At 68.2% G+C, this 25,616-nt stretch carries 21 protein-coding genes; 15 read left to right on the forward strand and 6 right to left on the reverse strand.

Features of this window, described 5'->3' with window-relative positions:
- Positions 1 to 131 precede the first annotated feature (131 nt).
- The 5 genes from ASG43_RS02860 to ASG43_RS02880 are packed head-to-tail and all read left to right on the forward strand — an operon-like array spanning position 132 to position 4,524.
- On the forward strand, positions 132 to 1,208 hold the full coding sequence (locus ASG43_RS02860; protein ID WP_056499922.1) for a Gfo/Idh/MocA family oxidoreductase: 1,077 nt from the start codon (positions 132 to 134) through the stop codon (positions 1,206 to 1,208).
- Entirely contained in the window at positions 1,208 to 2,053 is an 846-nt protein-coding gene (locus ASG43_RS02865; protein WP_056501024.1) for a sugar phosphate isomerase/epimerase, read from the forward strand. Before ASG43_RS02860 ends, ASG43_RS02865 begins: the two co-directional genes overlap by 1 nt.
- Positions 2,050 to 2,859 carry an alpha/beta hydrolase gene (locus ASG43_RS02870; RefSeq protein WP_056499924.1) on the forward strand — a complete coding sequence of 270 codons (810 nt, stop codon included), beginning with the start codon at positions 2,050 to 2,052 and terminating at the stop codon, positions 2,857 to 2,859. Before ASG43_RS02865 ends, ASG43_RS02870 begins: the two co-directional genes overlap by 4 nt.
- Positions 2,856 to 3,557 (forward strand): ribulose-phosphate 3-epimerase, encoded by a 702-nt coding sequence (locus tag ASG43_RS02875; RefSeq protein ID WP_056499926.1) that lies wholly within the window; start codon positions 2,856 to 2,858, stop codon positions 3,555 to 3,557. Before ASG43_RS02870 ends, ASG43_RS02875 begins: the two co-directional genes overlap by 4 nt.
- A 19-nt stretch (positions 3,558 to 3,576) precedes the next feature.
- Positions 3,577 to 4,524 carry an ROK family protein gene (locus ASG43_RS02880; RefSeq protein WP_056499928.1) on the forward strand — a complete coding sequence of 316 codons (948 nt, stop codon included), beginning with the start codon at positions 3,577 to 3,579 and terminating at the stop codon, positions 4,522 to 4,524.
- Positions 4,525 to 4,608: 84 nt separating this feature from the next.
- Here the strand turns inward: ASG43_RS02880 and ASG43_RS02885 are convergent, their stop codons facing one another.
- Positions 4,609 to 8,253 (reverse strand): hydantoinase B/oxoprolinase family protein, encoded by a 3,645-nt coding sequence (locus ASG43_RS02885; protein ID WP_056499930.1) that lies wholly within the window; start codon positions 8,251 to 8,253, stop codon positions 4,609 to 4,611.
- Between the two features lie 193 nt (positions 8,254 to 8,446).
- On the opposite strand from ASG43_RS02885, the gene ASG43_RS02890 reads away from it, so the two are divergent.
- The gene (locus ASG43_RS02890; RefSeq protein ID WP_056501027.1) at positions 8,447 to 8,998 is read left to right on the forward strand and encodes a winged helix DNA-binding protein; all 552 of its coding nucleotides are present in this window, start codon (positions 8,447 to 8,449) and stop codon (positions 8,996 to 8,998) included.
- Between the two features lie 168 nt (positions 8,999 to 9,166).
- Complete coding sequence (locus tag ASG43_RS02900; protein WP_056499935.1) at positions 9,167 to 9,880, forward strand: trypsin-like peptidase domain-containing protein; 714 nt, start codon at positions 9,167 to 9,169, stop codon at positions 9,878 to 9,880.
- A gap of 25 nt (positions 9,881 to 9,905) precedes the next feature.
- On the opposite strand, the gene ASG43_RS02905 is transcribed toward ASG43_RS02900, so the two are convergent.
- Both ASG43_RS02905 and ASG43_RS02910 read right to left on the reverse strand, forming a co-directional pair.
- Positions 9,906 to 12,185: an NADP-dependent malic enzyme gene (locus ASG43_RS02905; RefSeq protein WP_056499937.1), complete on the reverse strand. Its 2,280-nt coding sequence runs from the start codon at positions 12,183 to 12,185 to the stop codon at positions 9,906 to 9,908.
- A gap of 223 nt (positions 12,186 to 12,408) precedes the next feature.
- On the reverse strand, positions 12,409 to 12,630 hold the full coding sequence (locus tag ASG43_RS02910) for a YMGG-like glycine zipper-containing protein (RefSeq protein WP_056501029.1): 222 nt from the start codon (positions 12,628 to 12,630) through the stop codon (positions 12,409 to 12,411).
- Between the two features lie 393 nt (positions 12,631 to 13,023).
- Here ASG43_RS02910 and ASG43_RS02915 point away from each other — a divergent pair, with 393 nt between their 5' ends.
- From ASG43_RS02915 to ASG43_RS02930, 4 genes are all read left to right on the forward strand, one after another.
- Positions 13,024 to 13,743: a FadR/GntR family transcriptional regulator gene (locus tag ASG43_RS02915; RefSeq protein ID WP_056499938.1), complete on the forward strand. Its 720-nt coding sequence runs from the start codon at positions 13,024 to 13,026 to the stop codon at positions 13,741 to 13,743.
- 68 nt (positions 13,744 to 13,811) lie between these two features.
- Positions 13,812 to 14,786 carry a sialic acid TRAP transporter substrate-binding protein SiaP gene (locus ASG43_RS02920; RefSeq protein ID WP_056499940.1) on the forward strand — a complete coding sequence of 325 codons (975 nt, stop codon included), beginning with the start codon at positions 13,812 to 13,814 and terminating at the stop codon, positions 14,784 to 14,786.
- Positions 14,787 to 14,916: 130 nt separating this feature from the next.
- Entirely contained in the window at positions 14,917 to 15,489 is a 573-nt protein-coding gene (locus ASG43_RS02925) for a TRAP transporter small permease (RefSeq protein ID WP_056499942.1), read from the forward strand.
- 2 nt (positions 15,490 to 15,491) lie between these two features.
- A complete protein-coding gene (locus ASG43_RS02930) occupies positions 15,492 to 16,907 on the forward strand; it encodes a TRAP transporter large permease (protein WP_056499945.1) in 1,416 nt (471 codons plus the stop codon).
- Positions 16,908 to 16,919: 12 nt separating this feature from the next.
- On the opposite strand, the gene ASG43_RS02935 is transcribed toward ASG43_RS02930, so the two are convergent.
- Positions 16,920 to 18,269: an HlyD family secretion protein gene (locus tag ASG43_RS02935; protein WP_244487954.1), complete on the reverse strand. Its 1,350-nt coding sequence runs from the start codon at positions 18,267 to 18,269 to the stop codon at positions 16,920 to 16,922.
- Positions 18,270 to 18,274: 5 nt separating this feature from the next.
- On the reverse strand, positions 18,275 to 19,930 hold the full coding sequence (locus ASG43_RS02940; protein ID WP_056499946.1) for an MFS transporter: 1,656 nt from the start codon (positions 19,928 to 19,930) through the stop codon (positions 18,275 to 18,277).
- 380 nt (positions 19,931 to 20,310) lie between these two features.
- Here ASG43_RS02940 and ASG43_RS02945 point away from each other — a divergent pair, with 380 nt between their 5' ends.
- The 4 genes from ASG43_RS02945 (at position 20,311) to ASG43_RS02960 (ending at position 24,339) form a co-directional block, all read left to right on the forward strand.
- Positions 20,311 to 21,387 carry an ABC transporter substrate-binding protein gene (locus ASG43_RS02945; RefSeq protein WP_244487974.1) on the forward strand — a complete coding sequence of 359 codons (1,077 nt, stop codon included), beginning with the start codon at positions 20,311 to 20,313 and terminating at the stop codon, positions 21,385 to 21,387.
- 117 nt (positions 21,388 to 21,504) lie between these two features.
- The gene (locus ASG43_RS02950; protein ID WP_082490555.1) at positions 21,505 to 22,455 is read left to right on the forward strand and encodes an ABC transporter permease subunit; all 951 of its coding nucleotides are present in this window, start codon (positions 21,505 to 21,507) and stop codon (positions 22,453 to 22,455) included.
- A complete protein-coding gene (locus tag ASG43_RS02955) occupies positions 22,452 to 23,234 on the forward strand; it encodes an ABC transporter permease (protein WP_056499950.1) in 783 nt (260 codons plus the stop codon). Before ASG43_RS02950 ends, ASG43_RS02955 begins: the two co-directional genes overlap by 4 nt.
- Before the next feature lie 28 nt (positions 23,235 to 23,262).
- Positions 23,263 to 24,339 carry an ABC transporter ATP-binding protein gene (locus ASG43_RS02960; protein WP_056499952.1) on the forward strand — a complete coding sequence of 359 codons (1,077 nt, stop codon included), beginning with the start codon at positions 23,263 to 23,265 and terminating at the stop codon, positions 24,337 to 24,339.
- A 124-nt stretch (positions 24,340 to 24,463) separates the two neighbouring features.
- Here the strand turns inward: ASG43_RS02960 and ASG43_RS02965 are convergent, their stop codons facing one another.
- On the reverse strand, positions 24,464 to 25,222 hold the full coding sequence (locus ASG43_RS02965; RefSeq protein WP_056501035.1) for a FadR/GntR family transcriptional regulator: 759 nt from the start codon (positions 25,220 to 25,222) through the stop codon (positions 24,464 to 24,466).
- Between the last annotated feature and the right edge of the window lie 394 nt (positions 25,223 to 25,616).

Raw genomic sequence — 25,616 nt, forward strand, 5'->3', positions numbered from 1 at the left:
GAGGCTGTTCCAGCGGCGGACGACCGCCGCATCGGCTTCGCGGGTCTTGACCGAGCCGGCTCCGCCATGTTTGTTTAACATCCATACAAAGTAAAGCCCGGCACCGCCCGGCGCCGTCGAGGATTGCGTTCATGCCCAGGAAGGAAGACCGGCGCCTGCGCGTCGGCGTGCTCGGCGCCGGCCAGATCGCCCAGGCGGCGCATTTCGAAAGCTGCACCAAGGCGGCCAATGCCGACCTCTTCGCCATCTGCGACGTCGCCGCGGACCTTCGCGAGCGTATGGCGATCACCCATGGCGCGGAGAAGACGTTCGGCGATTACGACGCGATGCTGAGGGATCCCGAGGTGGAGGCCGTCATCATCGCCACCGCCGACGCCTTCCATGTGCCGGCTTCGATCCGGGCTCTGGAAGCGGGAAAGCATGTTCTCTGCGAGAAGCCGGTGGGGCTGACGGTCGAGGAGGCGCAGGCGCTGGCGGTTGTCGTGGCCAAATCCGGCAAGATCTTCCAGGTCGGCCACATGAAGCGCTACGATGCCGGCCTCCAGGCGGCCCGCCGCTTCATCGAGACGGAGATGGGCGACCTCGTCGCTTTGAAGGCCTGGTATTGCGATTCCACCCATCGCTACCCCATGACCGATGCCGTCCAGCCGCTCGTCGTCACCAGCGCCGGCGCCCGCAAGCCTACCGCCGATCCCAAGGCGGATCTCCGCCGCTACTACATGCTCGCCCATGGCTGTCACCTCATCGACACCGCCCGTTACTTCGCAGGCGACATCGTCTCGGTGGAGGCGCGCCTGTCCGAGCGCGCGGGCATGTGGTGCTGGTTCGTCGACGTCGAGTTCGCGAGCGGCACGCTCGGCCATCTCGATCTGACCGTCGCCGTCCGCATGGACTGGCATGAGGGCTTCCAGATCTACGGCGAGAACGGATCGGTCATCGGGAAGACCTACAATCCCTGGTATTACAAGTCCTCCGAGGTCGACATCTTCCGCGAGGCCGACGGCGCGACGACGCGCGTCCTCGGCGCCGACGGCCATTTCTACCGCCGCCAGCTCGAAGGCTTCGCCCGTTCCGCCCTCGACGGCGCCGCCATGACCGGGGCGACGGTCGAGGACGGCCTTGCCTCCGTGCGTGCCATGGTCGCCATCGCGCGCTCGGTGGAGACGGGGCGGCGCGTCGCGCTGGCCGATGCGACGGGAGGCGTATGATGCGCCTCGGCATCTTCGCCAAGACCTTCGTCGGCACCTCCCCCGCGGCCGTTCTCCGGGCGACGCGCGAGGCCGGCTTCTCGGCCGCGCAATACAACATGGCCTGCTCCGGCCTTGCCGCCATGCCGGACGCCATCGAGGCGCAAACGGCAGAGGACGTTGCGGCCACGGCAACCCGGATCGGTGTCGAGATCGCCGCGGTGTCCGGCACCTACAACATGATCCATCCCGATCCCGCCGTCCGCGCGGCCGGCCATGCAAGGCTGGAGACGCTCGCCGCCCGCTGCCGGACGATGGGAACCCGCCTCGTCACGCTCTGCACCGGCACGCGCGACCCCGACGACCAGTGGCGCGGGCACGCGGACAACCACGCGCCGGACGCCTGGCGCGATCTTCTCGAAGCGATGGAGATCGCGCTCACGACGGCGGAGCGCCACGACGTCGATCTCGGCATCGAGCCCGAGCTCGCCAATGTCGTCGACGGCGCTGCCAAGGCGCGGCGGCTGATCGACGATCTGGCGAGCCCGCGCCTGAAGATCGTGCTCGATCCCGCAAACCTCTTCGAGATCGCCTCCCTCGACGAGCAGCGCCGGCTCGTCTCCGAGGCCGTGGAACGTCTCGCTGACCGGATCGTCATGGGCCATGCCAAGGACCGGACGCCCGAGGGCGGCTTCACCACCGCGGGCCGCGGCGTTCTCGACTATCCGCACTATCTCGGCTGCCTCCGGGCGATCGGCTTCGACGGCGCGCTCGTCGCCCACGGCCTCTCCGCCGAGGAAGCGCCCGGCGTCGCCCGCTTTCTCGCGACCACCGCCGGCGCGGCGGGCTTCCGGCTCGAACCATGACGATGGTCGCCTCCCCCGACGGAACGCGCCTCCATCTCGACGATGCCGGGGGACAGGGCCTGCCCGTCGTCTTCCAGCATGGCCTCTGCGGCGATGCCGGCCAGACGCGGGAAGCCTTCCCGTCCGATCCCCGCTTTCGGCGCCTGACCCTCGAGATGCGCGGGCACGGCCTGTCCGAGCCGGGCGATCCCGAGCGCCTCTCCATTGCGACCTTCACCGGGGATCTCGCCCATGCGATCGAGGAGCAGGGCCTCGGCCCGCTCGTCGTCGGCGGCATTTCCATGGGAGCGGCCATCGCGCTCCGGCTGGCGGCGAAGCGGCCGGACCTCGTCAGCGGCCTCGTTCTCGTGCGCCCCGCCTGGATCGTCGCCGATGCGCCCACGAACATGGCCCCGAACGCGGAGGTCGGCGCGCTCCTTTCGGCGCACGAGCCGGACGATGCGCGCGCGATCTTCGACGCCGGCGAAACGGCCGCACGTCTGGCCGCGACCGCGCCCGACAATCTCGCCTCTCTGCGCGGCTTCTTCTCCCGCCGGCCGGTCGCGGTGACCTCCACGCTTCTCTCCCGGATTTCGGCGGATGGGCCCGGCGTCGACGAGACCGACCTCGCCCGTCTCGCCGTTCCCACCCTCGTCATTGGTCACGAGCGCGATGCGGTTCACCCGCTCGGCCATGCCGAAGCCCTCGCCAAGCTCATCCCCCACGCGCGCCTCGCGACCATCACCCCGAAGGCCACGGACAAGACGGCCTATCTCCGGGATGTCCATCGGGCGCTCGGCGCCTTCCTCGAAGGGTTCATCCCATGACCGCCCCCTCGCCCGCCTGGATCCAGTCCCTCCCCAAGGATCGCCTGATCGCGGAATATTCCGTCTGGTCCGCCGATCTCGTGCGCCTCGCCGACGACATGGCGCGCATCGAACCCCATGCCGACATCCTTCACGTCGACGTGGCGGACGGCCATTTCGCGCCCGCCCTCCTGTTCTTTCCCGATCTCGTCGCGGGTCTTCGCAAGGTCTCGACAAAGCGAATCCACGTCCACCTCATGGTCGCCGACGCCGTCGTCCTGCCCCAGATCGAGCAGTTCGCCGAGGCCGGCGCCGATCTCATCTCGCTCCACCTGGAGAACGAGGCCGTCGCCGACGCCGCGCTCGACCGGCTGGATGCCCTCGGCGTCGCCGCCGGGATGGTGCTGCGGGTCGAGACACCGGTTGCTGGCATCGCCCGCTTCCTCCCGCGCCTCTCGTTCCTGACGCTGCTGGGCACCGCGATCGGCGTGAAGGGCCAGGGGCTCGACCCCGCCGCCTGCGATCGCCTGCGCGAGGCCAAGAGCCTCATCGCGACAGGGGCCGGCGGCCGACGCGTCGTTCTCGCGGCCGACGGCGGCATTCGCGAGCACACGGTGCCGGAGCTTCGCAAGGCCGGCGCCGAGACGGTCGTCCTCGGTTCGCTCGCCTTCGGCGCACCGGATCTCGCCGAGCGCACGCGCTGGCTCCACGGGCTCTGACGGGCGGAAGCGAACGAGGATGCGCCCTCTCGCCATCGGCATCGATCTCGGCGGCACGCAGATCCGCGGGGCGCTGGTCGACGCGACCGGCGCGATCCTGGCGCGCACCACCCGGCTCACCCCCGCCCTCGACGGCGCCGATGCGGTCGTGGCGCGCATGGCGGAGGTCGCGCGCGAGATCGCGGCCGCGGCCGGCGGCGCTGACATCCTCGGCATCGGCCTCTCCGCGCCCGGCCCGCTCGATGCCGCGCGCGGCATCGCCCTGGCGACGCCGACCATTGCCGGTTTCACCGATTTTCCCGTCAGCGCACGGCTCGGCGCGGCGACCGGCCTTCCCGTGATTCTCGAGAACGACGGCATTGCGGCGGCGATCGGCGAGTGGCGCTTCGGCGCGGGCCGGGGTCTCGCCAACATGGTCTACGTCACGATCTCGACGGGCATCGGCGGCGGGATCGTGGTCGACGGGCGCATCCTCCACGGCCGCCGGGGCATGGCGGGCCATATCGGCCACATGACCATCGAGCGGGGCGGCGCGCTTTGCGCCTGCGGCAACCGCGGCTGCTTCGAAGCCTACGGCTCGGGCACCGCGTTCCTCGCGCGCGCGCGGGCACGGGTGGCCGACCGGACGGACACGATCCTCTCGCGCGGCGACGGACCGCCGAGCGGCGCGGACATCTTCGCGGCCGCCCGTTCCGGCGACGCGCTCGCCCGTGAACTCGTCGACGAGGAAGCGGAGATCATCGGGATCGGCTTCGCCAATCTTCTCCACCTCTACAGCCCCGATACGATCGTCGTCGGCGGCGGCATGTCGAACGCCTTCGCCGACCTCGCGCCGGGCCTTCTCGCCGCCATGCGGCGGGCGGCGCTCGCGCCGTTCGCGGACGTGCCCGTCGTCGTCGCGGCGCTGGGGGACAATTCGGGACTGGTGGGGGCCGGGGCGTTGGTTTTCGAGACGACAGCGGGCTGAGCCCCCCAGCACCACGGTCGGTGCTATCGAGGAGCCTGCAACGCGCGGCGCGGAGCCCCCTCCGCTCCCGGCCGAGCCGCCCCTTTACGCCGCCGGCGTGTACCCGCCCGCCGTCGGCGTCACCACCGTCACCGCCTCGCCCGCCCTCAGCACCGTCTGGTCGCAGCCCTGCAGGATCTCGACCCCACCGTCCAGGCGGCGCACGCGCGTCTCGCCGAGGCGACCCGGTCCGCCGCCTTCGAGGCCCTGCGGCGCGATCGTGCGATGTGACGACAGGATCGCGCAGGCCATCTCTTCGAGGAAGCGGATCGTGCGGTGCGTGCCGCCGCCGGCCGAATACGTGCCCGCACCGCCCGAGCCCGCGTCGATGTGGAAGTCTTCCAGGAGCACGGGATATCGCGTCTCCAGGATTTCCGGATCGGTCAGCCGCGAATTCGTCATGTGCACGTGGACCGCGTCCGTTCCGGCGAAGCCCGTGCCGTCGTTGAAGCGTCCGGCGGGAGAACCCGAGCAGAGCGTTTCGTAATACTGGTACGTCGCGTTGCCGAAGGTCAGATTGTTCATCGATCCCTGGCTCGCGGCCATGGCGCCGAGCGCGCCGAACAGCGCGTTCGTCACATGCTGGGAGGTCTCGACATTGCCGGCGACGACCGCGGCGGGATAGCGCGGCTTCAGCATGGATCCCTCGGGAACCACGATGCGGATCGGGCGCAGGCACCCCGCATTCATCGGGATCGAGCCTTCCACCATCACGCGGAAGACGTAGAGCACCGCCGCGCGCGTCACGGGCTCCGGCGCGTTGAAGTTGTTCGGCTGCTGGTCGGACGTCCCCGTGAAGTCGACGGTGGCCTCGCGCTTCTCGCGGTCGACGGTGAGCGCGACCCGGATCGTCGAGCCCTGGTCGGTCGGATAGGTGAATTCGGCGTCCGACAGGCGCTCGATCACGCGCCGGACGCTCTCCTCGGCATTGTCCTGGACATGGGCCATGTAGGCCTGCACGGTTTCCAGCCCGAATTCGGCGATCATCCGGCGCATCTCGTGAACGCCCTTTTCGTTCGCCGCGATCTGGGCGCGCAGATCCGCGATGTTCTGGGGCACGTTGCGCGCGGGGTACGGATGGTGGGTGAGGATCGCGGCGATCTTCGCCTCGTCGAAACGGCCGCGGTCGACGAGCTTCACATTGTCGAAGAGGACGCCCTCTTCGTCGACGGTCGTCGCGAGCGGCGTCATCGAGCCCGGCGCGATCCCGCCGATATCGGCATGGTGCCCGCGCGAGGCGACGTAGAAGAGGATCGCGGGCGAAGGGCCCTCCTCCTCGAAGACCGGCGTCACGACGGTGATGTCCGGCAGGTGCGTTCCGCCATTGTACGGCGCGTTCAGCGCGAAGACGTCGCCCGGCCGGATGGCCCCGGCATTCTGCGCGATCACGCTTTCGACGGAACGGTCCATCGAACCGAGATGGACCGGCATATGCGGCGCGTTGGCGACGAGCGCGCCGGTCGCGTCGAAGACGGCGCAGGAGAAGTCGAGACGTTCCTTGATGTTGACCGAGGAGGCCGTGTTCTGAAGCGTGACGCCCATCTGCTCGGCGATCGACATGAAAAGATTGTTGAAGACCTCCAGCAGAACCGGGTCGGCCTCCGTCCCGACCGCCTTCTCGCGGAGCGCGGCCTCGTTTCGCGTGAGGAGGACATGATCCCGCGACGTGACGGTAAAGCGCCAGCCGTCCTCGACGACGATGGTCTGGTGCTTCTCCACCAGCAGCGCCGGGCCGCTGGCGCCGTGTCCGGGCGCGAGATCCTCCCGCCGATAGACCGCGCCGTCCTGCCAGCGCCCGTTCGCGAAGATGCGGACCGTCCCTCCGGCCGGGGCATCGGCGGCCTCGGACGGGTGTTCGGCCTCGATGAGCGGCGTGCCCCCGCCGACCGCCTCGACCTCCAGCGCCTCGGCGATCAGGCGTCGGCCCTCGAAGCGGAAGCCGAACTGCTTTTGATGCTGCGCCTCGAAGTCGGACGCCATGGCGGGGCCCTCCGCGAGCGCGACGGGGAGCGCCGTGTCGGTGCCGTCGTATCGAAGATGGACGCGCGCTTCGATCGCGATGTCGTCCGGCCCGAGCCCCTGGGCGTTCATTTCCTGCGCGACGGCCGGGCCGAGCTCGTCCCGCAAGGCCGAGAGTGCTTCACCGGCTTCGTCGACAGGGAGCGCCACGGTGCGTTGGCGCGACGCGCGGATATCGGCAAGACCCATCCCATAGGCCGAGAGTACGCCGGAAAACGGGTGCATGAGGACCGTGGACATGCCGAGCGTGTCCGCGATCAGGCAGGCATGCTGCCCGCCCGCGCCGCCGAAGGAGGTCAGCGCATAGTCCGAGACGTCGTAGCCGCGCTGCACGGAAATCTTCTTCACCGCATTGGCCATGTTCTCGACCGCGATGCGCAGGAAACCCTCCGCCACCTCCTCCGGCGAGCGCCCGTCGCCGATCTCGGCGGCAAGCTCGGTGAAGGCGGCGCTGACGGCCTGCGCATCCAGCGGCTGGTCGCGGTTCGGACCGAAGATCGGCGGGAAGAGCTCCGGCTGCAGCTTGCCGACCATGACGTTTGCGTCCGTCACCGTCAGCGGTCCCCCGCGCCGATAGGCCTTGGGGCCGGGATTGGCGCCCGCCGAATCCGGACCGACGCGGAAGCGCCCGTCCTCGAAATGGAGGATCGATCCGCCGCCGGCCGCCACCGTGTGGATCGACATCATGGGCGTGCGCATCCGGACGCCCGCGACCTCCGTCTCGAAGGAGCGCTCCAGCGCACCGTCGTAATGCGAGACGTCCGTCGAGGTGCCGCCCATGTCGAAGCCGACGACGCGGGAAAAGCCCGCGATCTCCGACGTCTTCACCGCCCCGACGACGCCGCCGGCCGGTCCCGACAGGATCGCGTCCTTGCCTTGGAAGAGACGCGCCGTCGTGAGCCCGCCCGAGGATTGCATGAACATCAGACGCGGCGTGCCCTCGCCGCCGTCCGCGCCGAGCTCCTCGGCCACCTGTTCGACATAGCGGCGCAGGATCGGCGAGAGATAGGCGTCGACCACCGTCGTGTCGCCGCGCCCGACGAGCTTGATCAGCGGCGAGACCTCGTGGCTGACCGACACCTGGGGAAAGCCGATCTCGCGGGCAAGGGCCGCCACATCCGCCTCGTGCCGAGGATAGCGGTAGGCGTGCATGAAGACGATCGCCAAGGAACCGTAGCCCTCCGCGCGCCGGGCCGCGAGCTGTTCGCGCACGGCGGCGAGATCGGGCTCGACCTCCACGGCGCCGTCCGCCCGCACGCGCTCATCCACCTCGACGACGTCGGAGAAGAGAAGCTCCGGCTTGATCACCTTCTTGGCGAAGATATCGGCACGCGCCTGATATCCGATGGCGAGCGCATCGCGAAAGCCCCGCGTCGTCACCAGCAGCGTGCGCTCGCCCTTGCGCTCGAGAAGTGCGTTGGTCGCGACCGTCGTGCCCATCTTGACGCTGGCGATCAGCCCCGGCGCAATCGCCTCGCCGACCGTCAGGCCCAGCAGCTCCCGGATGCCCTGGACGGCAGCGTCGCGATAGCTTTCCGGATTTTCCGACAGGAGCTTGTGAGCGAGGAGCGAGCCGTCGGGCCGGCGCGCGACGATATCGGTGAACGTACCCCCGCGATCGATCCAGAAGTCCCAGCGACCCTTCTTCGCATCCGCACCTGTCGTCGCCATCGGATGTTCCTTCCACGTCTGCAGCGGCGACGAGAGCACTTCGTCGATAAAACGTCAACGATCTGTTGACACGAATGCGCGTCAAGGCGGCATAGTGCGGGACAAGGCCGGGACCGGGGACGCCGCACATCGCCCCATCGGCGCGCCGTGCCGCATCGATGTCCACCATCCCGGAAACGAGGAGGGGAACCGCATGACGACCGAGAAAGCCATCCCCGATCACCACCACCTCGACGCTCCCGGACTCGGGCCGATCGTCTCCTCGGGCCACCTCGCAAAAGGCGCGATGCCGGCGCTGTCGGAGGTCGAGTTCGGCCTGACCATGCTGAACCACGCCTTCTCCCGCTGGATCGTGCGCTGCATGGCGGCGGCGGGCGTGCCGGACCTGTCGCCGGTCGATGTCCTCGTCCTCCACAACATCGCCCATCGCGGCAAGCCGAAGCGTCAGGCCGACATCGGCCTCGTCCTCAACATCGAGGACACCCATGTCGTGACCTACGCGGTGAAGAAGCTCGAGCGCCTGAAGCTGGTAAAAAGCACCCGTCGCGGCAAGGAGAAGCTGGTCGCCGTTACGGCCGAGGGGGACGCCGCCTGCGAGCGCTATGCCGCCATCCGCGAGGAGCTTCTCGTCAAGTCCATGCTCGGGAGCGACGTCGCCGGCGAACGGCTGTCGGCGGTCGCGCAGCGCATTCGCCTTCTCTCCGGCCATTACGACCAGGCCTGCCGGGCCGCCGCCTCGCTCTGACCGCCACGCGGCTCGAGACGAAGGATCGCCGCTTTCCACGCCCGGACCCCGGCGGCCTTCGTGCGGTTCCGCCGCGATGGCGGGCCGGCGATCGCGCGCGCGGGGGTCGGCGGTCCGGATGGGGGATCGGCGGATGCCATCGGCGCCGAATGGGCGTAGAAGGCACCCATGTCGAAAGCCGGCCCTGCCCTCCTCCTTGCGCTCGTCCTCATCGCCTCCGCATCGAAGGCGGATCCGGTCGCCAGGACCGATCTCGTCTCGGTCGACGTGGGCAGCCGCCCCTGGTCTTCCGTCGGGCGCATCAACAACAGCGCCTATGGCCGATGCTCGGCGATCCTCGTTTCACCCGACACCGCGCTGACGGCCGCCCATTGCCTCTACAATGCCCGCAGCCGGCGCTTCCTGCAGCCGGCCTCGATCCATGTCCTCTTCGGTTTCGACCGAGGCCGCTACGGCTTTCACGCGACCGTCCGCGACATCGTCGTGCCCGAACGCTATCGTCCCGCGGACATCCTCGCCTCCGCGCCGCATGATTGGGCCGTCCTGCGTCTGGCCAAACCCGTGCCGGACGCCTTCGCGCCGCTCGCCCTGGCGGCCGGGCCTGCGTCACCCGGCACCGAGATCCAGGCGGCGGGTTTTGCGCAGGAGCGAAGCGAAATTCTCACGGCATCGACGCCCTGCCGGGTCGAGGGCGCGACCTTCGACGGGCTGCTCCTGGCCGACTGCCGCATCTCGCACGGCTTCTCCGGCGGCCCGCTCATCGACCTCCAGACGAAGGAGCTCGTCGCGATGGGCGTGGCCGTCGCCACCAACGCCGCGGGCGACGCAACGACCCTCGCCATCCCCGCCGCGCGCCTGAGAGAGGCGCTCGGCGGGGACTAGAAACGAGACCTCCGAGCGTCGGCCCTCAGCCGTAGGAGGAGACCGGCGTTCCCGCGAGAGCCGCGATGTTGAGGAGGCCGCGCACCGTGACGCCGGCCGTCACGATATGGGCGCGGTTGCCCATGCCCATCAGGATGGGCCCGACCTCCAGCCCGTCGGCCACCGAGCGCAGGATGTTGCGCGCCGCGCCCGCCGCATCGGCGTTGACGTAGACGAGCACGTTGGCCGGCCCGTTGAGCCGACCATCCGGGAAGAGCCGTTCGCGCAAGGCCGGATCGAGCGCGGCGTCCGTGTGCATCTCGCCCTCGTATTCGAAATCGGTGGCGCGTGCGTCGAGCACCGCCAACGCATCCCGCGCGAGACGACCCGGCCGCGAATCGAAGTTTCCGAACTGCGAGGAGGAGCAGAGCGCGACCTTCGGCTCGATGCCGAAGCGGCGCACGTGGCGCGCGGCGGCGATCATCGTGTCGGCGATCTGGTCCGGCGTCGGCTCGACGTTCACATGGGTGTCGCCGACGAAGAGCGGTCCCTTGTCGAGGAGGATCAGGGACAGCGCGCCGACCGGGTGCAGCGTCTCGGTCGAGAGGATCTGCCGGATATCGCTGAGATGGCGGAAATATTCGCCGATCGTGCCGCAGATCATCGAATCCGCCTCGCCCCGATGCACCATGACGGCGGCGATGGCCGTGGTGTTGGTGCGCAGGATGGTCTTGGCGAGATCGGGCGTCACGCCGTTGCGGCGCATCAGCTGGTGATAGCTCGTCCAATAGTCGCGGAAGCGGCTGTCGTTCTCCGGATTGACGAGCTCCACGTTGACGCCGGGGCGCAGCGTCAGGCCGTCGCGCTCGATGCGCGACTCCACGACGTCGGGGCGGCCGATCAGGATCGGGACGGCCATCCCCTCCTCCACCATCGCCTGCGCCGCACCGAGAACGCGCGGCTCCTCGCCTTCGGCAAAGACGATGCGCCGCTTGCCGAGACGCGCGGCCTCGAAGGCGGGACGCATCACGAGCGCGGACTTGTAGACCTGGCTCTGCAGCTTTTCCTTGTAGGCCGCGAGATCGAGTTGGCGCGTCGCGACGCCGCTTTCCATCGCGGCCTTGGCGACGGCAGGCGCGATGGTCGAGAGCAGCCGGGGATCGAAGGGCTTCGGGATCAGGTAGTCCGGCCCGAAGGTCAGCCGCTCGCCCTGATAGGCGAGACCGACCTCGGCCGAGGTCGTGGCGCGGGCGAGTTCGGCGATCGCCTCGACGCAGGCGACCTTCATCTCGTCGTTGATCTGCCGGGCCCCGACGTCGAGCGCTCCGCGGAAGATGAAGGGGAAGCAGAGGACGTTGTTGACCTGGTTCGGATAGTCCGAACGCCCGGTCGCGATCAGCGCGTCGGGACTGACCTCGCGGGCGAGCTCCGGCATGATCTCCGGCGTGGGGTTGGCGAGGGCGAAGATGATCGGCGCGGGCGCCATCTTCGCCACCATCTCCTGCGTCAGCAGCCCTGGCCCGGACACGCCGAGGAAGAGGTCCGCGCCCTCCATGGCCTCCAGCGTCGTGCGCATCTCCGTCTGCCGCGCGAACTCGCTCTTCTCCGGCGTCAGGTCGTTGCGGCGGTCGTGCACCACGCCCTTGGAGTCCAGCATCGTGATGTTTTCACGCTTGGCGCCCATCACGAGGAACATCTTGAGGCAGGCGATGCCGGCCGCGCCCGCGCCGAGCGCGACGATGCGGATGTCCTCGAAGCGCTTGCCCGCGACCTTCAAAGCGTTCGTCGCCGCCGCGGCCGCGACGATGGCGGTGCCGTGCTGGTCGTCGTGGAAGACCGGGATCGACATCCGCTCGCGGCAGATCTTCTCCACGAGGAAGCAGTCGGGCGCCTTGATGTCCTCGAGATTGATCGCGCCGAAGGTCGGCTCCAGGCGGCAGACGATGTCGGCGAGCTTTTCGGGATCGGGTTCGTTGATCTCGATGTCGAAGCAGTCGATGCCGGCGAACTTCTTGAAGAGGACCGCCTTGCCTTCCATCACGGGCTTCGACGCTTCCGCGCCGATGTTGCCGAGGCCGAGGACGGCCGTCCCGTTCGAGATCACCGCGACGAGATTGCCACGGGCGGTGTAGCGATAGGAATCGGACGGAGTCTTTTCGATCTCAAGACAGGCTTCGGCGACGCCCGGCGAATAGGCTCGCGAGAGGTCGCGTCCCGTCGCCATGGGCTTGGTCGCCCGGATCTCCAGCTTACCGGGCTTGGGAAACTCGTGATAGTCGAGCGCCGCCTGTCGATCGGCAGCCTTCTTGGTCTCGTCGATGGCCATTCTCGTGCCCCCCGTCCTTGTCCGGCCTTGATCCGGCCTTCGCGCGCCATATCGATCGCCCCCATCCTCCCGACAGTGGCAATCGCCGTCTTTCCGGTAGCAGGCTACCCGACTTCCGCATAGGGCGCAGCGAAAGCGTCGTCAGTCATGCAAATGCGGCGGAGCTCAAACCCATTGGCGGCTCCGCCGGAGAGAAGGATTGGAGAACAGGTCGACGAAAGCGTCAGTAGCGGCGGCCGGAATTGCGGCCGACGAGGGCGCCTGCCGTCCCGCCGGCGAGCCCGCCGACCACGGCGCCGCCCGTCCCGCCGACGGCATCGCCCACCACGGCGCCACCGGCACCGCCGATGAGAGCGCCGCCCACGGTGCGCTCCGTCGTCGTGCAGCCCGATGCCAGCATGACGACGGCGCCGAGGGCGATGGCGGACTTGGTGAAGGTTTGCATCGAGGCTCTCCCGGGAAAACTGATGAGGTTGGGTGGCCAACCCTCCAGCAAGTTCTTTCGTTCCCGAACGCCGTCCACGACCGTCGCCGGCGCGGCCACAGTTTTGACGTCCGGAGCGGCGGACACGGCGCTGTTCGTCCCGCTGCCGGGCGATGGCTTCGGTTCGTCGTCCTGCGGCCCGGGGATTCGTGCAGGCCGGCGGAGCGCGGCGGGACCGGCTTGGCCATGTCCGGCGCAGGAACACAGGCCGAAACTATGATGCAGAGCTTGCTTTTCCGCGCCCTTGCAGATGGATGTGGGAACCCAGCTTGACGCCGGCCTTCGCCTCGGACAGGATCGTGGTCAAATGGTCTGACCAATAAATTTGGCGGATCGGGAGGGGGAAACGGGGCGATGCCGATCACGGCCATTCATCCCAGACGCTTGTACCAGCAGGTCGCCGACCAGCTGCGGGCGCTGATCGAGGGCGGCGAATTCGCCGTCGGCGATCGGCTGCCGTCCGAACGCGACCTCGCGGAAAAGCTCGGCATCTCGCGGCCGACCGTTCGCGAGGCGCTGATCGCGCTGGAGGTTGAAGGCCGCATCCGCATCCGCGTCGGTTCCGGCATCTTCGTCGCCCCGCCGCGCCCGATCCGCGCGCTCGGATCGGACGCGATCGAGGGGCCGTTCGAACTGCTGCGGGCGCGGGCCTTCATCGAGGGCGCGCTGGTCCAGGAGGCGGCTTCCCTCGCAACGCCGGCCGACATCGACACGCTGGACGCGCTGCTGCTCCGGATGGAACGCGGAATCCACGTCTCGCAGGAGACCATCGGGGCCGACCGCGCGTTTCACTGCGCCATCGTCGGCATTCTCGGCAACGCCGTTCTCGTGCGCTTCGTGGGCGAACTCTTCGACCAGCGCATCAATCCGTATTTCGAGCGGCTCTCCAGCTATTTCGAGAACAACGACACCTGGGGCGAGGCGCTCGAGGAGCATCGAGCGGTGCGCAACGCGATCGCAGCCAAGGATGGCGAGGCGGCCAAGGCCGCGATGAACCATCACCTGCAGCAGTCGCAGCGACGCTTTTCCCTGAACTTCGGCGAGGGCCGCAGCGCCGAGGCGCCCGCGGCCTGATCCGACGACCCCATGCGGGCGCTGGGAGGCGTCCGTTTCAACGAGAACCCCCGGGAGGACCCCTCACCATGAAGACCCGTTTGATCGCCGCCCTCGGCCTTGCCGCGAGCATCGCCCTCGGCGCCCTGCCCGCCAGCGCGCAGACCACCTTGAAGTGGGCCCATGTTTACGAGACGTCGGAGCCGTTCCACACCGAGAGCGTCTGGGCCGCCGAGGAGATCGCCAAGCGCACCGAAGGCCGCTACAAGATCGACGTCTTCCCGGCCTCGCAGCTCGGCAAGGAAGCCGACCTCAACCAGGGTCTGACGCTCGGCACGGTCGACATCATCATCTCCGGCTCGAGCTTCCAGGCGCGAGAATATCCGCCGATCGGCGTCACCTACTACCCCTACATCTTCCGCAACGCCGACCATCTCATCGCCTACGCCAAGTCCGACGTCTTCAAGCGTCTGGCCGCCGGTTACGAGGAAGCTTCCGGCCACCACATCGCGGCGGTGAGCTATTACGGCGCGCGCCACGTGACCTCCAACAAGCCGGTCACGAGCTGCGCCGACATGGCGGGCCTGAAGATCCGCGTGCCGGACGTGCCGGCCTATCTCGCCATGCCGCGCGCCTGCGGCGCCAACACCGCGCCGATCGCCTTCGCGGAGGTCTATCTCGCGCTGCAGAACGGCACCGTCGAGGCGCAGGAGAACCCGCTGACCACGATCGAGGCGAAGAAGTTCTACGAGGTCCAGAAGAACATCGCGCTGACCGGCCACATCGTCGACCATCTCAACACCGTGATCTCCGGCACTCTCTGGGGCCAGCTCTCCGACGCGGACAAGGCGACCTTCACCGAGGTCATGCAGGAGGCGTCCGCCCGCACCGCCAAGATCATCGTCGAGCGCGAGAACGGCCTCGTCCAGACCTTCAAGGATCGCGGCGTCGCCGTCACCGAGGTCGATAAGGCCGACTTCGAGAAAAACGTCGTCGAAAAGACCCCGCTCGAGGGCCTCGGCTACGTGAAGGCGGACTACGACGAGATCCGCGCCGTCCAGTAAGCAACGCCGAGCGACCGGAGGGCGGCTCGCCCCTCCCGCGAGGTGAAGAGCCTTGCAGCCACCCGGCATCGACCCGGCCGCGCCATTTCGCCGGCCGGGTCCGACGACGCGCCATGGAGACAGGAACGAGATGTCGCAGACGCCCCACGCACCCGTGAGCGCCGAGGAACTGGCGCATGCCTTCGAGGACGCCGCGCCCGAGGTCAGCCTGAAACCCTATTCCGTCGAGGATTGGGTGACGCAGGCCGTGTTCTGGGGGATGGCGGTCTGCGTCTTCCTGCAGTTCTTCACCCGCTACGTCCTCAACAACAGCCTCGCCTGGACCGAGGAGATCGCGATCAACGGCCTCGTCGTTGTGGTGTTTCTCGGCTCGGTCATGTGCGTGCGCCAGTCCCGGCACATCCATGTCGACGTCCTCTACCACTACATCCCGCCGCGGGCCGGGCGCGTCCTCGCCCTCTTCGTCGACATCGTGCGGATCGGCTTCTTCCTCTACGCGGCCTACCTCTTCTGGCGCTATGCCGGGATCGTCCGGCGCGAGCGCATGGTGACGGTGGACCTGCCGCGCAACGTCGTCTTCTACGCGATCTTCGCCGCCTTCGCCCTGATGGCGCTGCGCTCGATCCAGGTCTTCGTCCAGAACCTCAAACGCGGCTACTCGGTGCTGGAACGTCCCGGCGACTTCGACGGCATCGGAGAATAACCATGGCCATCCTCATCGGCTCCTTCCTCGTCTTCATGCTGATCGGCATTCCGGTCGCCGTCTCCATGGCGGTGGCCTCGCTCCTCTACATCGCCGCCTACAACGTCGCCCCCGAGATCATCGTCGCCCAGCGCATGATCGCGGGCGTCGAGAGCTTCCCGCTCCTCGCCGTCCCCTTCTTCATCCTCGCCGGCAATCTCATGAACATCGCGGGCGTGACGGGGCGCATCTACACCTTTGCCATCGCCCTCGTCGGCTGGATGAAGGGCGGTCTCGCCCAGGTGAACATCATCGGATCCGTGATCTTCTCCGGCATGTCCGGCACCGCGCTCGCGGACGCCGCCGGCATCGGCACGATCGAGATCAAGGCGATGAAGGACCACGGCTATCCCGTCGAGGCCGCGGTCGGCGTCACGGCTGCCTCCGCGACGCTCGGGCCGATCTTCCCGCCGTCCCTCCCCTTCGTCATCTACGGCATGATGGCCAACGTCTCGATCGGCGCGCTGTTCATGGCCGGCATCGTGCCCGGCGTCGTCATGACGGTCCTGATGATGCTGACCGTCGCCTACTTCGCGCGGAAATACGGCTGGGGCTCAGACGCGCCCTTCGAGATCCGCAAGCTGATGGCGGCCTCGGTCGAGGTCCTCGTCGTCATGGCCTTCCCGCTCTCGGTCTATCTCATGGTCGAGCTCGGGATTTCGCTCAACATCGCGATATCCATCGCGCTCGTCGCCCTCATCGCGCTCGACTGGTACTTCGACTTCGCCGCCGTCATGGCGCTGATGACGCCGGTCATCCTCATCGGCGGCATGACCCTCGGCTGGTTCACGCCGACCGAAGCGGCCATGGCCGCCGTCATCTGGTCGCTCTTCCTCGGCCTCGTGCGCTACCGGTCGATGAGCTTCAAGTCCCTCGCCAAGGCCGGCTTCGACACGATCGAGACGACGGCCTCGGTGCTGTTCATCGTCACCGCGGCCTCGATCTTCGCGTGGCTCCTGACGGTCAGCCAGGCGGCTCAGGCGCTGTCGGACTTCATCCTGTCCATCACCGACAACAAATGGGTCTTCCTGATCCTCGTGAACATCCTCGTCCTCATCGTCGGATGCTTCCTCGACACGATCGCGGCGATCTCGATCCTCGTGCCGATCCTGTTGCCGATCGTCCTGAAGTTCGGCATCGACCCCGTGCAGTTCGGTCTCGTCATCACGCTGAACCTGATGATCGGCCTGCTTCATCCTCCGCTCGGCATGGTGCTCTTCGTGCTCTCGCGGGTCGCCAAGCTCTCGGTCGAGCGCACGACGATGGCGATCATTCCCTGGCTGGTGCCGCTCTTCGTCGCGCTCCTGATCATCACCTTCGTCCCCGCCGTCAGCCTCTGGCTGCCGACGCAGATGGGCCTGATCAGGCCGCCGCTCTGATCGGGGGGCGCGTCAGGAGCGGGCGGCGAACCAGCCTCTGATCCGGCCGAGCCAGTCCTGGACCCGATCGGGCAGGTCGAGGCCCGTCCACCATCCGGTCGCGGCCGGCGCGGCCGAGCGCGCGTCGACATGCGAGACCACCGACATGCCCGGCCGCAGCCGGTCCATGCCCGGCTGATCCGGATCGATCGCGATCCGCACCGGCAGGCGCTGGACCACCTTGGTGAAGTTGCCGCTGGCATTGTCGGCCCTCAGCACCGCGAATTCCGACCCGGTCGCGGGCGAGATGTCGACGACCTTGCCGGTGAAGCGGGCGCCGCCGAGCGCGTCGACCTCGAAGACGGCGGGCTGACCGGTGACGAGATGGTTCGTCTGCGTCTCCTTGTAGTTCGCCGTGACCCAGAGCTCGCGGGGCACGAGGAACAGGAGCTGGGAGCCGGCGGAGACGTATTGGCCGGGCCGGACGGATGCCTCGCTGACCTGCCCCTCGCGGGGCGCGCGCACGATCGTGTTGTCGAGATTGATCTGGGCGAGGTCGACCTGCGCCTGCGCCGTGCGGATCCCCGCCTCGAGCACGCGCTTGGAGACCTCCGTCGATCGCCGCGTCTGTTCGGCGATGTTGATGGCCGCGTTCGCCCGCGCGATGCCGGCCTCGGCCGTTCGCAGCGCCGACCGCGTCTGGTCGGTTTCCGACTTCGGCGCAAGGCCCTGCCGGCCGAGTTCGACGGAGCGATCCGACGCGGCCTGCGCCACCTGCAGCACCGCTTCGGCCTGGAACAGATCGGCGTTCCGTGCGCCGATCTCCGCCTCGTTCTGCGCGATGGTCTGGTCGGCGTTCGAGAGGTTCGCCCTCGCCTGGTCGAGCGAGGCTTCGGCCTGGTCGAGTTGCTGGCGATAGATCCGGTCGTCGATCTTCACGAGGGGATCGCCGGCCTTCACCTGTTGGAAATCGGTCACGAGCACGTCCGTCACGTAGCCGTTCACCTGCGGCGCCAGCACCGTGATCTGTCCGCGGACATAGCTGTTCTCGGTCGTGACGATCGGGCTGGCGAACGGACCGAGGCGCCACGCATAGAGAACGATCCCCGCACCGAGGATGGCGACGAGAAGCATGAGGACGACGGTCCGGAGCTTCGGCTTCAACTTCTTCGGCGGACCGGCATCAGCGGGGGACGTGGACGCCGCCGGAACCGGCGCGGCGGCCGGCGTCGTGGGAACCTCTGCCGGCGCGCGGGCGCGCGGCGGCTGGGCGTCCGTCGCCAGTGGCATCGTTTCGTCGGCGAGGCGCGCGGAGGCCGCCTCGGCATCGACGGCTCGGGCATCGGCTTCGGTCTCATCCAACACGCGGGGAAGATCGTCCATGAGGGTCAGCCCGCTCCCTTGGCGGCGGTTCGCGTCGCATGGCGCGCGGCGCGGGTTCGGATGACGGCGCGGATCAGCGACCAGACGAGAAGCACGACGGCCATGAGCGTGTTCAGGACGACAACGTCGTTGAACGAGCGAACGTTCGCCTCCCGCGTCGCGGTCTGCGACAGGAGTTGCAACCCGGCCGCGTTTCGGCGGACGGGATCGGTGATGAAGCGGGCATAGATCTGGTTCTGCGCCTGCAGCCGCTGCGCGACGACGGGGTCGGTCGGATCCACGCTTTCGACGATCTGCGCCGAGTATTCCTGCTCGCGATATTGCTGGAACGTGCCGAAGAGCGCCGGCCCGGCGAGCCCGCCGACGCTCTGGGTGATGGAGAAGAGGACGAAGAGCGTGATGACATGGTCGGTGCCGCGGCTCAACGCGACGCCGATGCCCAGAAACACGAGCGGGCCGATGAAGAGGCCGCTCGCGAAAGCCATGATGAACTGGCTGACATAGAGGTCGCTCGGCCGCGTGAGACTGGTGGCGTTCTGGTCCATGAGGCCGGCGACGACGATCAAAGCGACGGAGGCGACGAGCAGCCAGATGAAACGGTCCGGCCGGAACAGGGCGGCCGCCAGGAACGCGCCGCCGACCGTCCCCAGAAGCACCACGGCATAGAAGCCCTGCAGCTGGTCCGGCCCCATGCCGAGCGTGCGCAGGAGCCCCGCGGCGGCATAGGTCTGCTCGGACAGGAGCAGGCGCAGCCCGAGCGCGCCGAAGAGAAAGCGCAGGATCTCCGCGCTCGCCAGCCACCGCGTCTGGATCAGCGGCCGCGCGCGGTGATGCTCCACGAAGAAGGCGCAGAGGAAGAGGAGGAGCGCCGAGATCAGCGCCCAGGCCATCCAGGGCTGGTCCGGCCACCATTCCGTGCGTCCTTCCGCCAGGACGGCGGCGACCAGCGCGATGGCCGGCGCGAAGAAGAGGAAGGTGACGATGTCGAGCGGCTCGAAGACGCGGATGCGCATGCCCGGCGGCAGCTTCAGGATGACGATCGCCGCCATCGAGAGCAGCGCCATGCCCAGCTCGAACAGATAGAGGCCCCGCCAGTCGCCGATGTCGAGCAGCGGCGGAGAGAGGATCCAGGCGAGCGGCACGGCGAATTGCGTGAAGGCGAAGCCGACGCAGATCGCCGCTCCGACATGCCGCTTCGGCAGGGCCTGCATCATGTAGTAGAGGCCGAGCGAGGTCAGGGGAGCCGCGGCGAAGCCCGAGACCGCGCGCGCGATCAGCGCCGTCGAATAGTCGTTCGCCATCACGTGGAGGATGGTGACGAGGACATAGGCCGCGATGCCGAGTTCGGCGAAGCGCCGCACGCCGAACTGCTGGCGGAACTTCACCAGAATGAGGTTCGAGGAGACGTTGACCATGACATAGGCCGCCTGCAGCCACGCGCCCTCGACCGGCGTCAGGCCGAGCTGGCCCTGGATCTGCGGCAGGTTCGCCGCGATCAGCGCCGTGCCGAGGCCGCCGGTGATTCCGACGAGCACCGAGACGCCGGCATAGGCGAGGCGGATGGCGGGCCGGTGATAGGGCGTCGCCGGCGATCCCGGCAGCGTCGGCCTTTCCTCCGCCGTCCAGTTCGGCGGCGGCTCGATGTAGTGGAACTGGCTCATGGCGTTGCTCGACGTCCGGTGCGGCCGATGCGCCCGCAGGACGGTCGCGGGCGTAGCGCCGACGTCCTCCCGATGCCGCGGCACCGGGTCTAGTTGGGGCCACCCCCCGGCCTGTCAACTCCGGCTTCGCACGCGTCCGCCGCCCGGAGCCGCCCGTTCTCGCGGCGAAATGGCGACGGGATGTCGGCATTGCGGCATTCGCGTGTTGAGAAGTCGGCGGGCCGCTTGACTTTGGACGACACCCGTCTGTCATACGTCCCTGCTATGCGCCCGCAATCGGCACTGGAAAGGGGCTTTGAACGCCTCCCGTGCCGGTCCCGTACACCCGAGGAGAACATGTCATGACGTTGGGCCTGAAGCGGACCGTATCCGCCCTTTCCATGCTCGCGGTCGCGAGCGGCGCTGCCCAGGCCCAGGAGGGCGCCAAGCTTTCCATGGACGAGCTCGTGGCGGCGGCCAAGGCCGAAGGCCAGCTCACCACCATCGCCCTGCCCCACGACTGGTGCGGCTACGGCGCGGTGATCGAAGGCTTCAAGGCCAAGTACGGCCTCACCGTCAACGAGCTGAACCCCGATGCCGGCTCGGGCGACGAGATCGAGGCGATCAAGGCCAACAAGGACAACAAGGGTCCGCAGGCGCCCGACGTCATCGACGTCGGCCTCTCCTTCGGCCCGACCGCCAAGGCCGAAGGCCTGATCCAGCCCTACAAGGTCTCGACCTGGGACGAGATCCCCGCGGAGACAAAGGACGCGGACGGCTACTGGTACGGCGATTACTACGGCGTTCTCGCCTTCGAGGTGAACAAGGACATCGTGAAGGACATTCCCGCCGACTGGGCCGATCTCCTGAAGCCCGACTACGCCAATTCCGTCGCGCTCGCCGGCGATCCCCGCACGGCGAACCAGGCGATCCAGGGCGTCTACGCGGCGGGCCTCTCGCGCGCCGGCGGCGACGCGTCGAAGGCGGCGGAAGCCGGCCTCGAATTCTTCGGCGAGCTGAACAAGGCCGGCAATTTCGTGCCCGTCATCGGCAAGGCCGCCTCGGTGGCGCAAGGCGCGACGCCGATCCTCATCCGCTGGGACTACAACGCGCTCGCCGACCGCGACACGCTCGCCGGCAATCCCGAGATCGAGGTCGTCGTGCCGAAGACCGGCGTCGTCGCCGGCGTCTACGTCCAGGCGATCAGCGCCTATGCGCCGCATCCGAACGCCGCCAAGCTCTGGATGGAATATCTCTATTCCGACGAGGGACAGCTCGGCTGGCTGAAGGGTTACTGCCACCCGATCCGCTTCAACGCCATGTCGAAGGCCGGCAAGATCCCCGCCGACCTCCTCGCCAAGCTGCCGGAGGCTTCGGCCTACGAGAAGGCCGTCTTCCCGAGCCTCGATGAGCAGAACGCCTCGAAGGCCAAGATCACGGCCGACTGGGACAAGGTCGTCGGCGCCAACGTCCAGTAAGCCGAAATCTCGCGCGGGGCGGCCGAGAGGTCGCCCCGCCAAGCTTACCGGTCGTCGCAGCGCATCCGCCCGCCGACGCCCGACCCAGCCCGACAACGCCAGACAAGGCCCCGCCCGATGTCGCTCGAGGCAGACGCAGCACCCCGTCGGATCGGCTCGTCCTCCGCACTGGCGCCCAAGGCGTCCTCCCTCGCGTCGGGGCCGGCGGCGCCCCGTCCGCGCTCCCGGCAAAGCTTCGCCGTCCTCGGCATTCTTCCCTTCGCGATCTTCGCGACGCTCTTCCTGATCGCGCCGACGCTCTATCTGGTCCTCGGCGCCTTCCAGAATCCCGCCGGCGACTTCACGCTCGACAACGTCGTCGCGCTCTTCACCCCCTCGATCCTCTCGGCCTACTGGATCTCGATCCAGGTCTCCTTCGCGTCGGCGGCGCTCGGTGCCGTCTTCGGCTTCCTCCTCGCCTATGCCGTGGTGAAGGCCGGCCTTCCCGAGTGGATCCGGCCGACGCTGATGACCTTTTCCGGTGTCGCCTCCAATTTCGCGGGCGTGCCGCTCGCCTTCGCCTTCCTGGCGACGCTGGGGCGCCTCGGCCTCGTCACGACGATCCTGTCGGAGGTCTTCGGCGTCAACATCTACCGGTCCGGCTTCAACCTCCTGTCCTTCTGGGGCCTGACGCTGACCTATCTCTACTTTCAGATCCCGCTGATGGTGCTGATCATCGCGCCGGCGATCGACGGACTGAAGCGCGAATGGGCGGAGGCGTCGAACGTCCTCGGCGCGACGCGCTGGCAGTACTGGCGCATGGTCGCCCTGCCGGTGCTCGCCCCGAGCCTCCTCGGCTGCTTCCTCCTTCTCTTCGCCAATGCCTTCGGCGCGATCGCCACCGCCTACGCCCTGACCGGCTCCTCGCTGAACATCGTGCCGATCCTCCTCTATGCGCAGATCCGCGGCGACGTCCTGCACAACCCCAATCTCGGCTATGCCCTCGCCTTCGGCATGATCGTGATCACCGGCTGCTCCAACGGCCTCTACATCTGGCTGCGCGCGCGCGCCGAGAGGTGGCAGCGATGAAGAACGCCAAGCTCGGCCCCTGGCTCCTGGTGATCCTGGCTCTCGTCTATTTCCTGCTTCCGCTGGTGGCGACGTTCGAGTTCTCGATGCGGATGGTTCGCGGCGTCTACAGCTTCAAGGCCTACGAGACCGTCTTCGGCGACCCGAAGTTCCAGGAGACCTTCACCTTCTCGGTTCTCGCCGCGCTCGCGACCATCGCGATGGGCGCGCTGCTCGTGGTGCCCACCGCCTACTGGGTTCGGCTGCGGCTTCCCAAGCTCCGGCCGCTCGTCGAGTTCGTGACGCTCCTGCCGCTGGTGATCCCGGCGATCGTCATCGTCTTCGGCTATCTGCGAATGTACAATTCCTCGTCCTGGCTGCCCCTCACCGGCAACACGGCGGGGACCAACGTCCTCCTCGTCTGCGGCTACGTCACGCTGGCCCTGCCCTACATGTACCGCGCGGTGGACACCGGCCTCTCGGCCATCGACGTGCGCACGCTGACGGAGGCGGCCGAAAGCCTCGGGGCCAAGCGCCGCACCATCCTCTTCAGCGTGATCGTGCCGAACGTGCGCGCGGCGGTCCTGTCCGGCGCCTTCCTGACCTTCGCCATCGTCATCGGCGAGTTCGTCTTCGCCAGCCTGCTGAACCGGCCGGGCTTCGGTCCCTACCTGCAGAATGTCGGCGCGAACCGCGCCTACGAGCCGGCCGCCCTCGCGGTGCTCGCCTTCGCCATCACCTGGGGCTGCATGGGGCTCCTGCAGCTCTTCGGCGGCCGGGCGCCGGGGCAGAAACGATGATCCCGTCCGAATTCAAGAGGCCTGCGTCATGAGCTTTCTCGAGATGAAGGGCCTGAAGAAGACCTTCGGCGCGCAGACCGTCGTCCACGATTTCGATCTCTCGGTGGAGCGCGGCGAGTTCGTGACCTTCCTCGGTCCCTCCGGCTGCGGGAAGACGACGCTTCTGCGCATGGTGGCCGGCTTCGAGACGCCGACGGAGGGACGCATCCGGATCGATGGCCGCGACGTGACGGATCTCGCGCCGAACGCGCGCAAGATCGGCATGGTGTTCCAGGCCTATGCCCTCTTTCCCAACATGACGGTCGCCGACAACGTCGCCTTCGGCCTGAAGGTCGCGGGTCGCCCGAAGGCGGAGATCGCCGCCCGGGTCGAGGAGATGCTGTCGCTGATCAAGCTCGGCCATCTCGGCCCGCGCTATCCCTACCAGCTGTCGGGCGGCCAGCAGCAGCGCGTCGCGCTGGCCCGCGCGCTTGCGGTGAAGCCGCAGGTTCTGCTGCTCGACGAACCGCTGTCCGCGCTCGACGCCAAGATCCGCCTTTCCCTGCGCGGAGAGATCCGCGATCTCCAGCGCAAGCTCGGCATCACCGCGATCTTCGTCACGCACGATCAGGAGGAGGCGCTCTCCATGTCGGACCGGATCGTCGTCCTGAACGAGGGGCGGGCCGAACAGGTCGGCACGCCGTTCGAGATCTACAACCAGCCCCGCACGCGCTTCGCCGCCTCCTTCATCGGAACGCTCGGCCTGCTCGAGGGCGAGGTGTCCGGTCCCGGCCGCATGCGCGTCGACGGCCAGGAGATCGAGACGCCGGAGGTCGCCGCCGCGCAAGGCGCGAAGCTGACGCTGGCGCTGCGGCCCGAGGCCCTGTCGCTCCGGCCCTCCCCCGAGCAGACCAACCGACTGTCGGGTCGCGTCGAAGATGTCGACTTCCTCGGCTCGGTGGTGCGCATGCGCGTTTCGTTCGGGTCGAACCGCCTGCTGCTCGACGCCTTCAACAATCCCGCCGCGCCGCCGCCGACCCGCGGCGAGGCGGTCACGATTCACTTCGCGCCGGGGGACGGACGCCTGCTCGACGCCCCGATCGAGCCGGAGATGGCGGCGGCGTAGCGCCAACCGGCCATTTCCCCCGCTGCTCCGAAGTGGGCGGAGCCGCCCGGGACGAAAGGGCGGGCAACGCGGCGCTGCGTGATCGCAACCGTCCCGCTGAAGACGGAGGCCCGCGACGACCGCCTCAGACGTTGATCCAGTGATCGCCCTCGCCGTCCTTGATCACCGCGTCCACGCGCTTGGAGCCTTGACGGATCACGGCGCGCATGGCGACGCGGGCGGCATCGTCGTCCTGCACCTCGATCGCCTCCGCGATGGCCCGGTGGCGCGCGACCGATCGGGCGTGCATCGCCGTGTTCGGGATCGGCGAGGACACGAGGAAGGTGATTTCGAGCGCGACCTCGATCAGGGCGCTCATCGAGCGCATCAGCGGATTTCCCGAAGCCTCCGCCACCGCGACGTGGAACCGCAGATCCGCATCGACGAAGTCGCCGCCGGAGGACTGGGCGTTCTCCATCTTCGCGATCCACGAATAGAGCTCGACGACCTGGGCCTCGGTGCGGCGCCGCGCCGCCAGCGCCGCGGCCTCCGGCTCGAAGGCCATCCGCATCTCCGCCAGATTGGTCAGGAAGGTTTTGTCGATCCCCGTCTCGGCGTGCCAGTAGAGGATGTCGGGATCGAAATAGTTCCAGTGACGCCGCTCGAGCACGCGCGTGCCGACGCGCGCCCGGGCATGGATCATGCCCTTGGCGGACAGGGTCTTCATGGCCTCCCGCAAGACGGTGCGCGAGACCCCGTAGCGCGCGAGGAGTTCGCCGTCGCCCGGCAGGATCGAGAGCTCGGGAAACTCGCCGCTGACGATGCTGAGACCGAGACGGTGAAGAACGTTCTGATGCTGGGTGTTCGCACGGCGTTGCGCCAGGCGCAGGCGGTTCTGCGCCAGAGGCAATCGAATCGTCGCGGGCTCGAGCAAGAAGACCATTCCGGCGTTAGGTTGGCGGGATTCATATGATGAATGCTAGATGCGGCCATTGAGCGAGCCGAGACCAACGCGACGGTAGTCCAGCGCGAGCCCCTTCGTCCACTTGCCATTTCGCGCGGTGTGGCCCGGATCCAAGAATGCCGCAGCGGAGCCCGACATCGCCGGAGCTGCCGGGTGCTTAAACCCGCAGACGTCCGCATTTCGGCCGGCTTGGGGACGATCAGAGGCGGTTTTCGCCGAAAGACACGGCCTTCGCCGGGTCGGCGAGCAGCGGGTCCGGCCCGTCTGTCCCGCGCGCAGTGCAGCATCAAAAATCACACTTATAGACAATCATCACACTTTTCAGCTTTCGGGG

Source organism: Aureimonas sp. Leaf454 (genome assembly GCF_001424685.1).
Classification (GTDB): domain Bacteria; phylum Pseudomonadota; class Alphaproteobacteria; order Rhizobiales; family Rhizobiaceae; genus Plantimonas.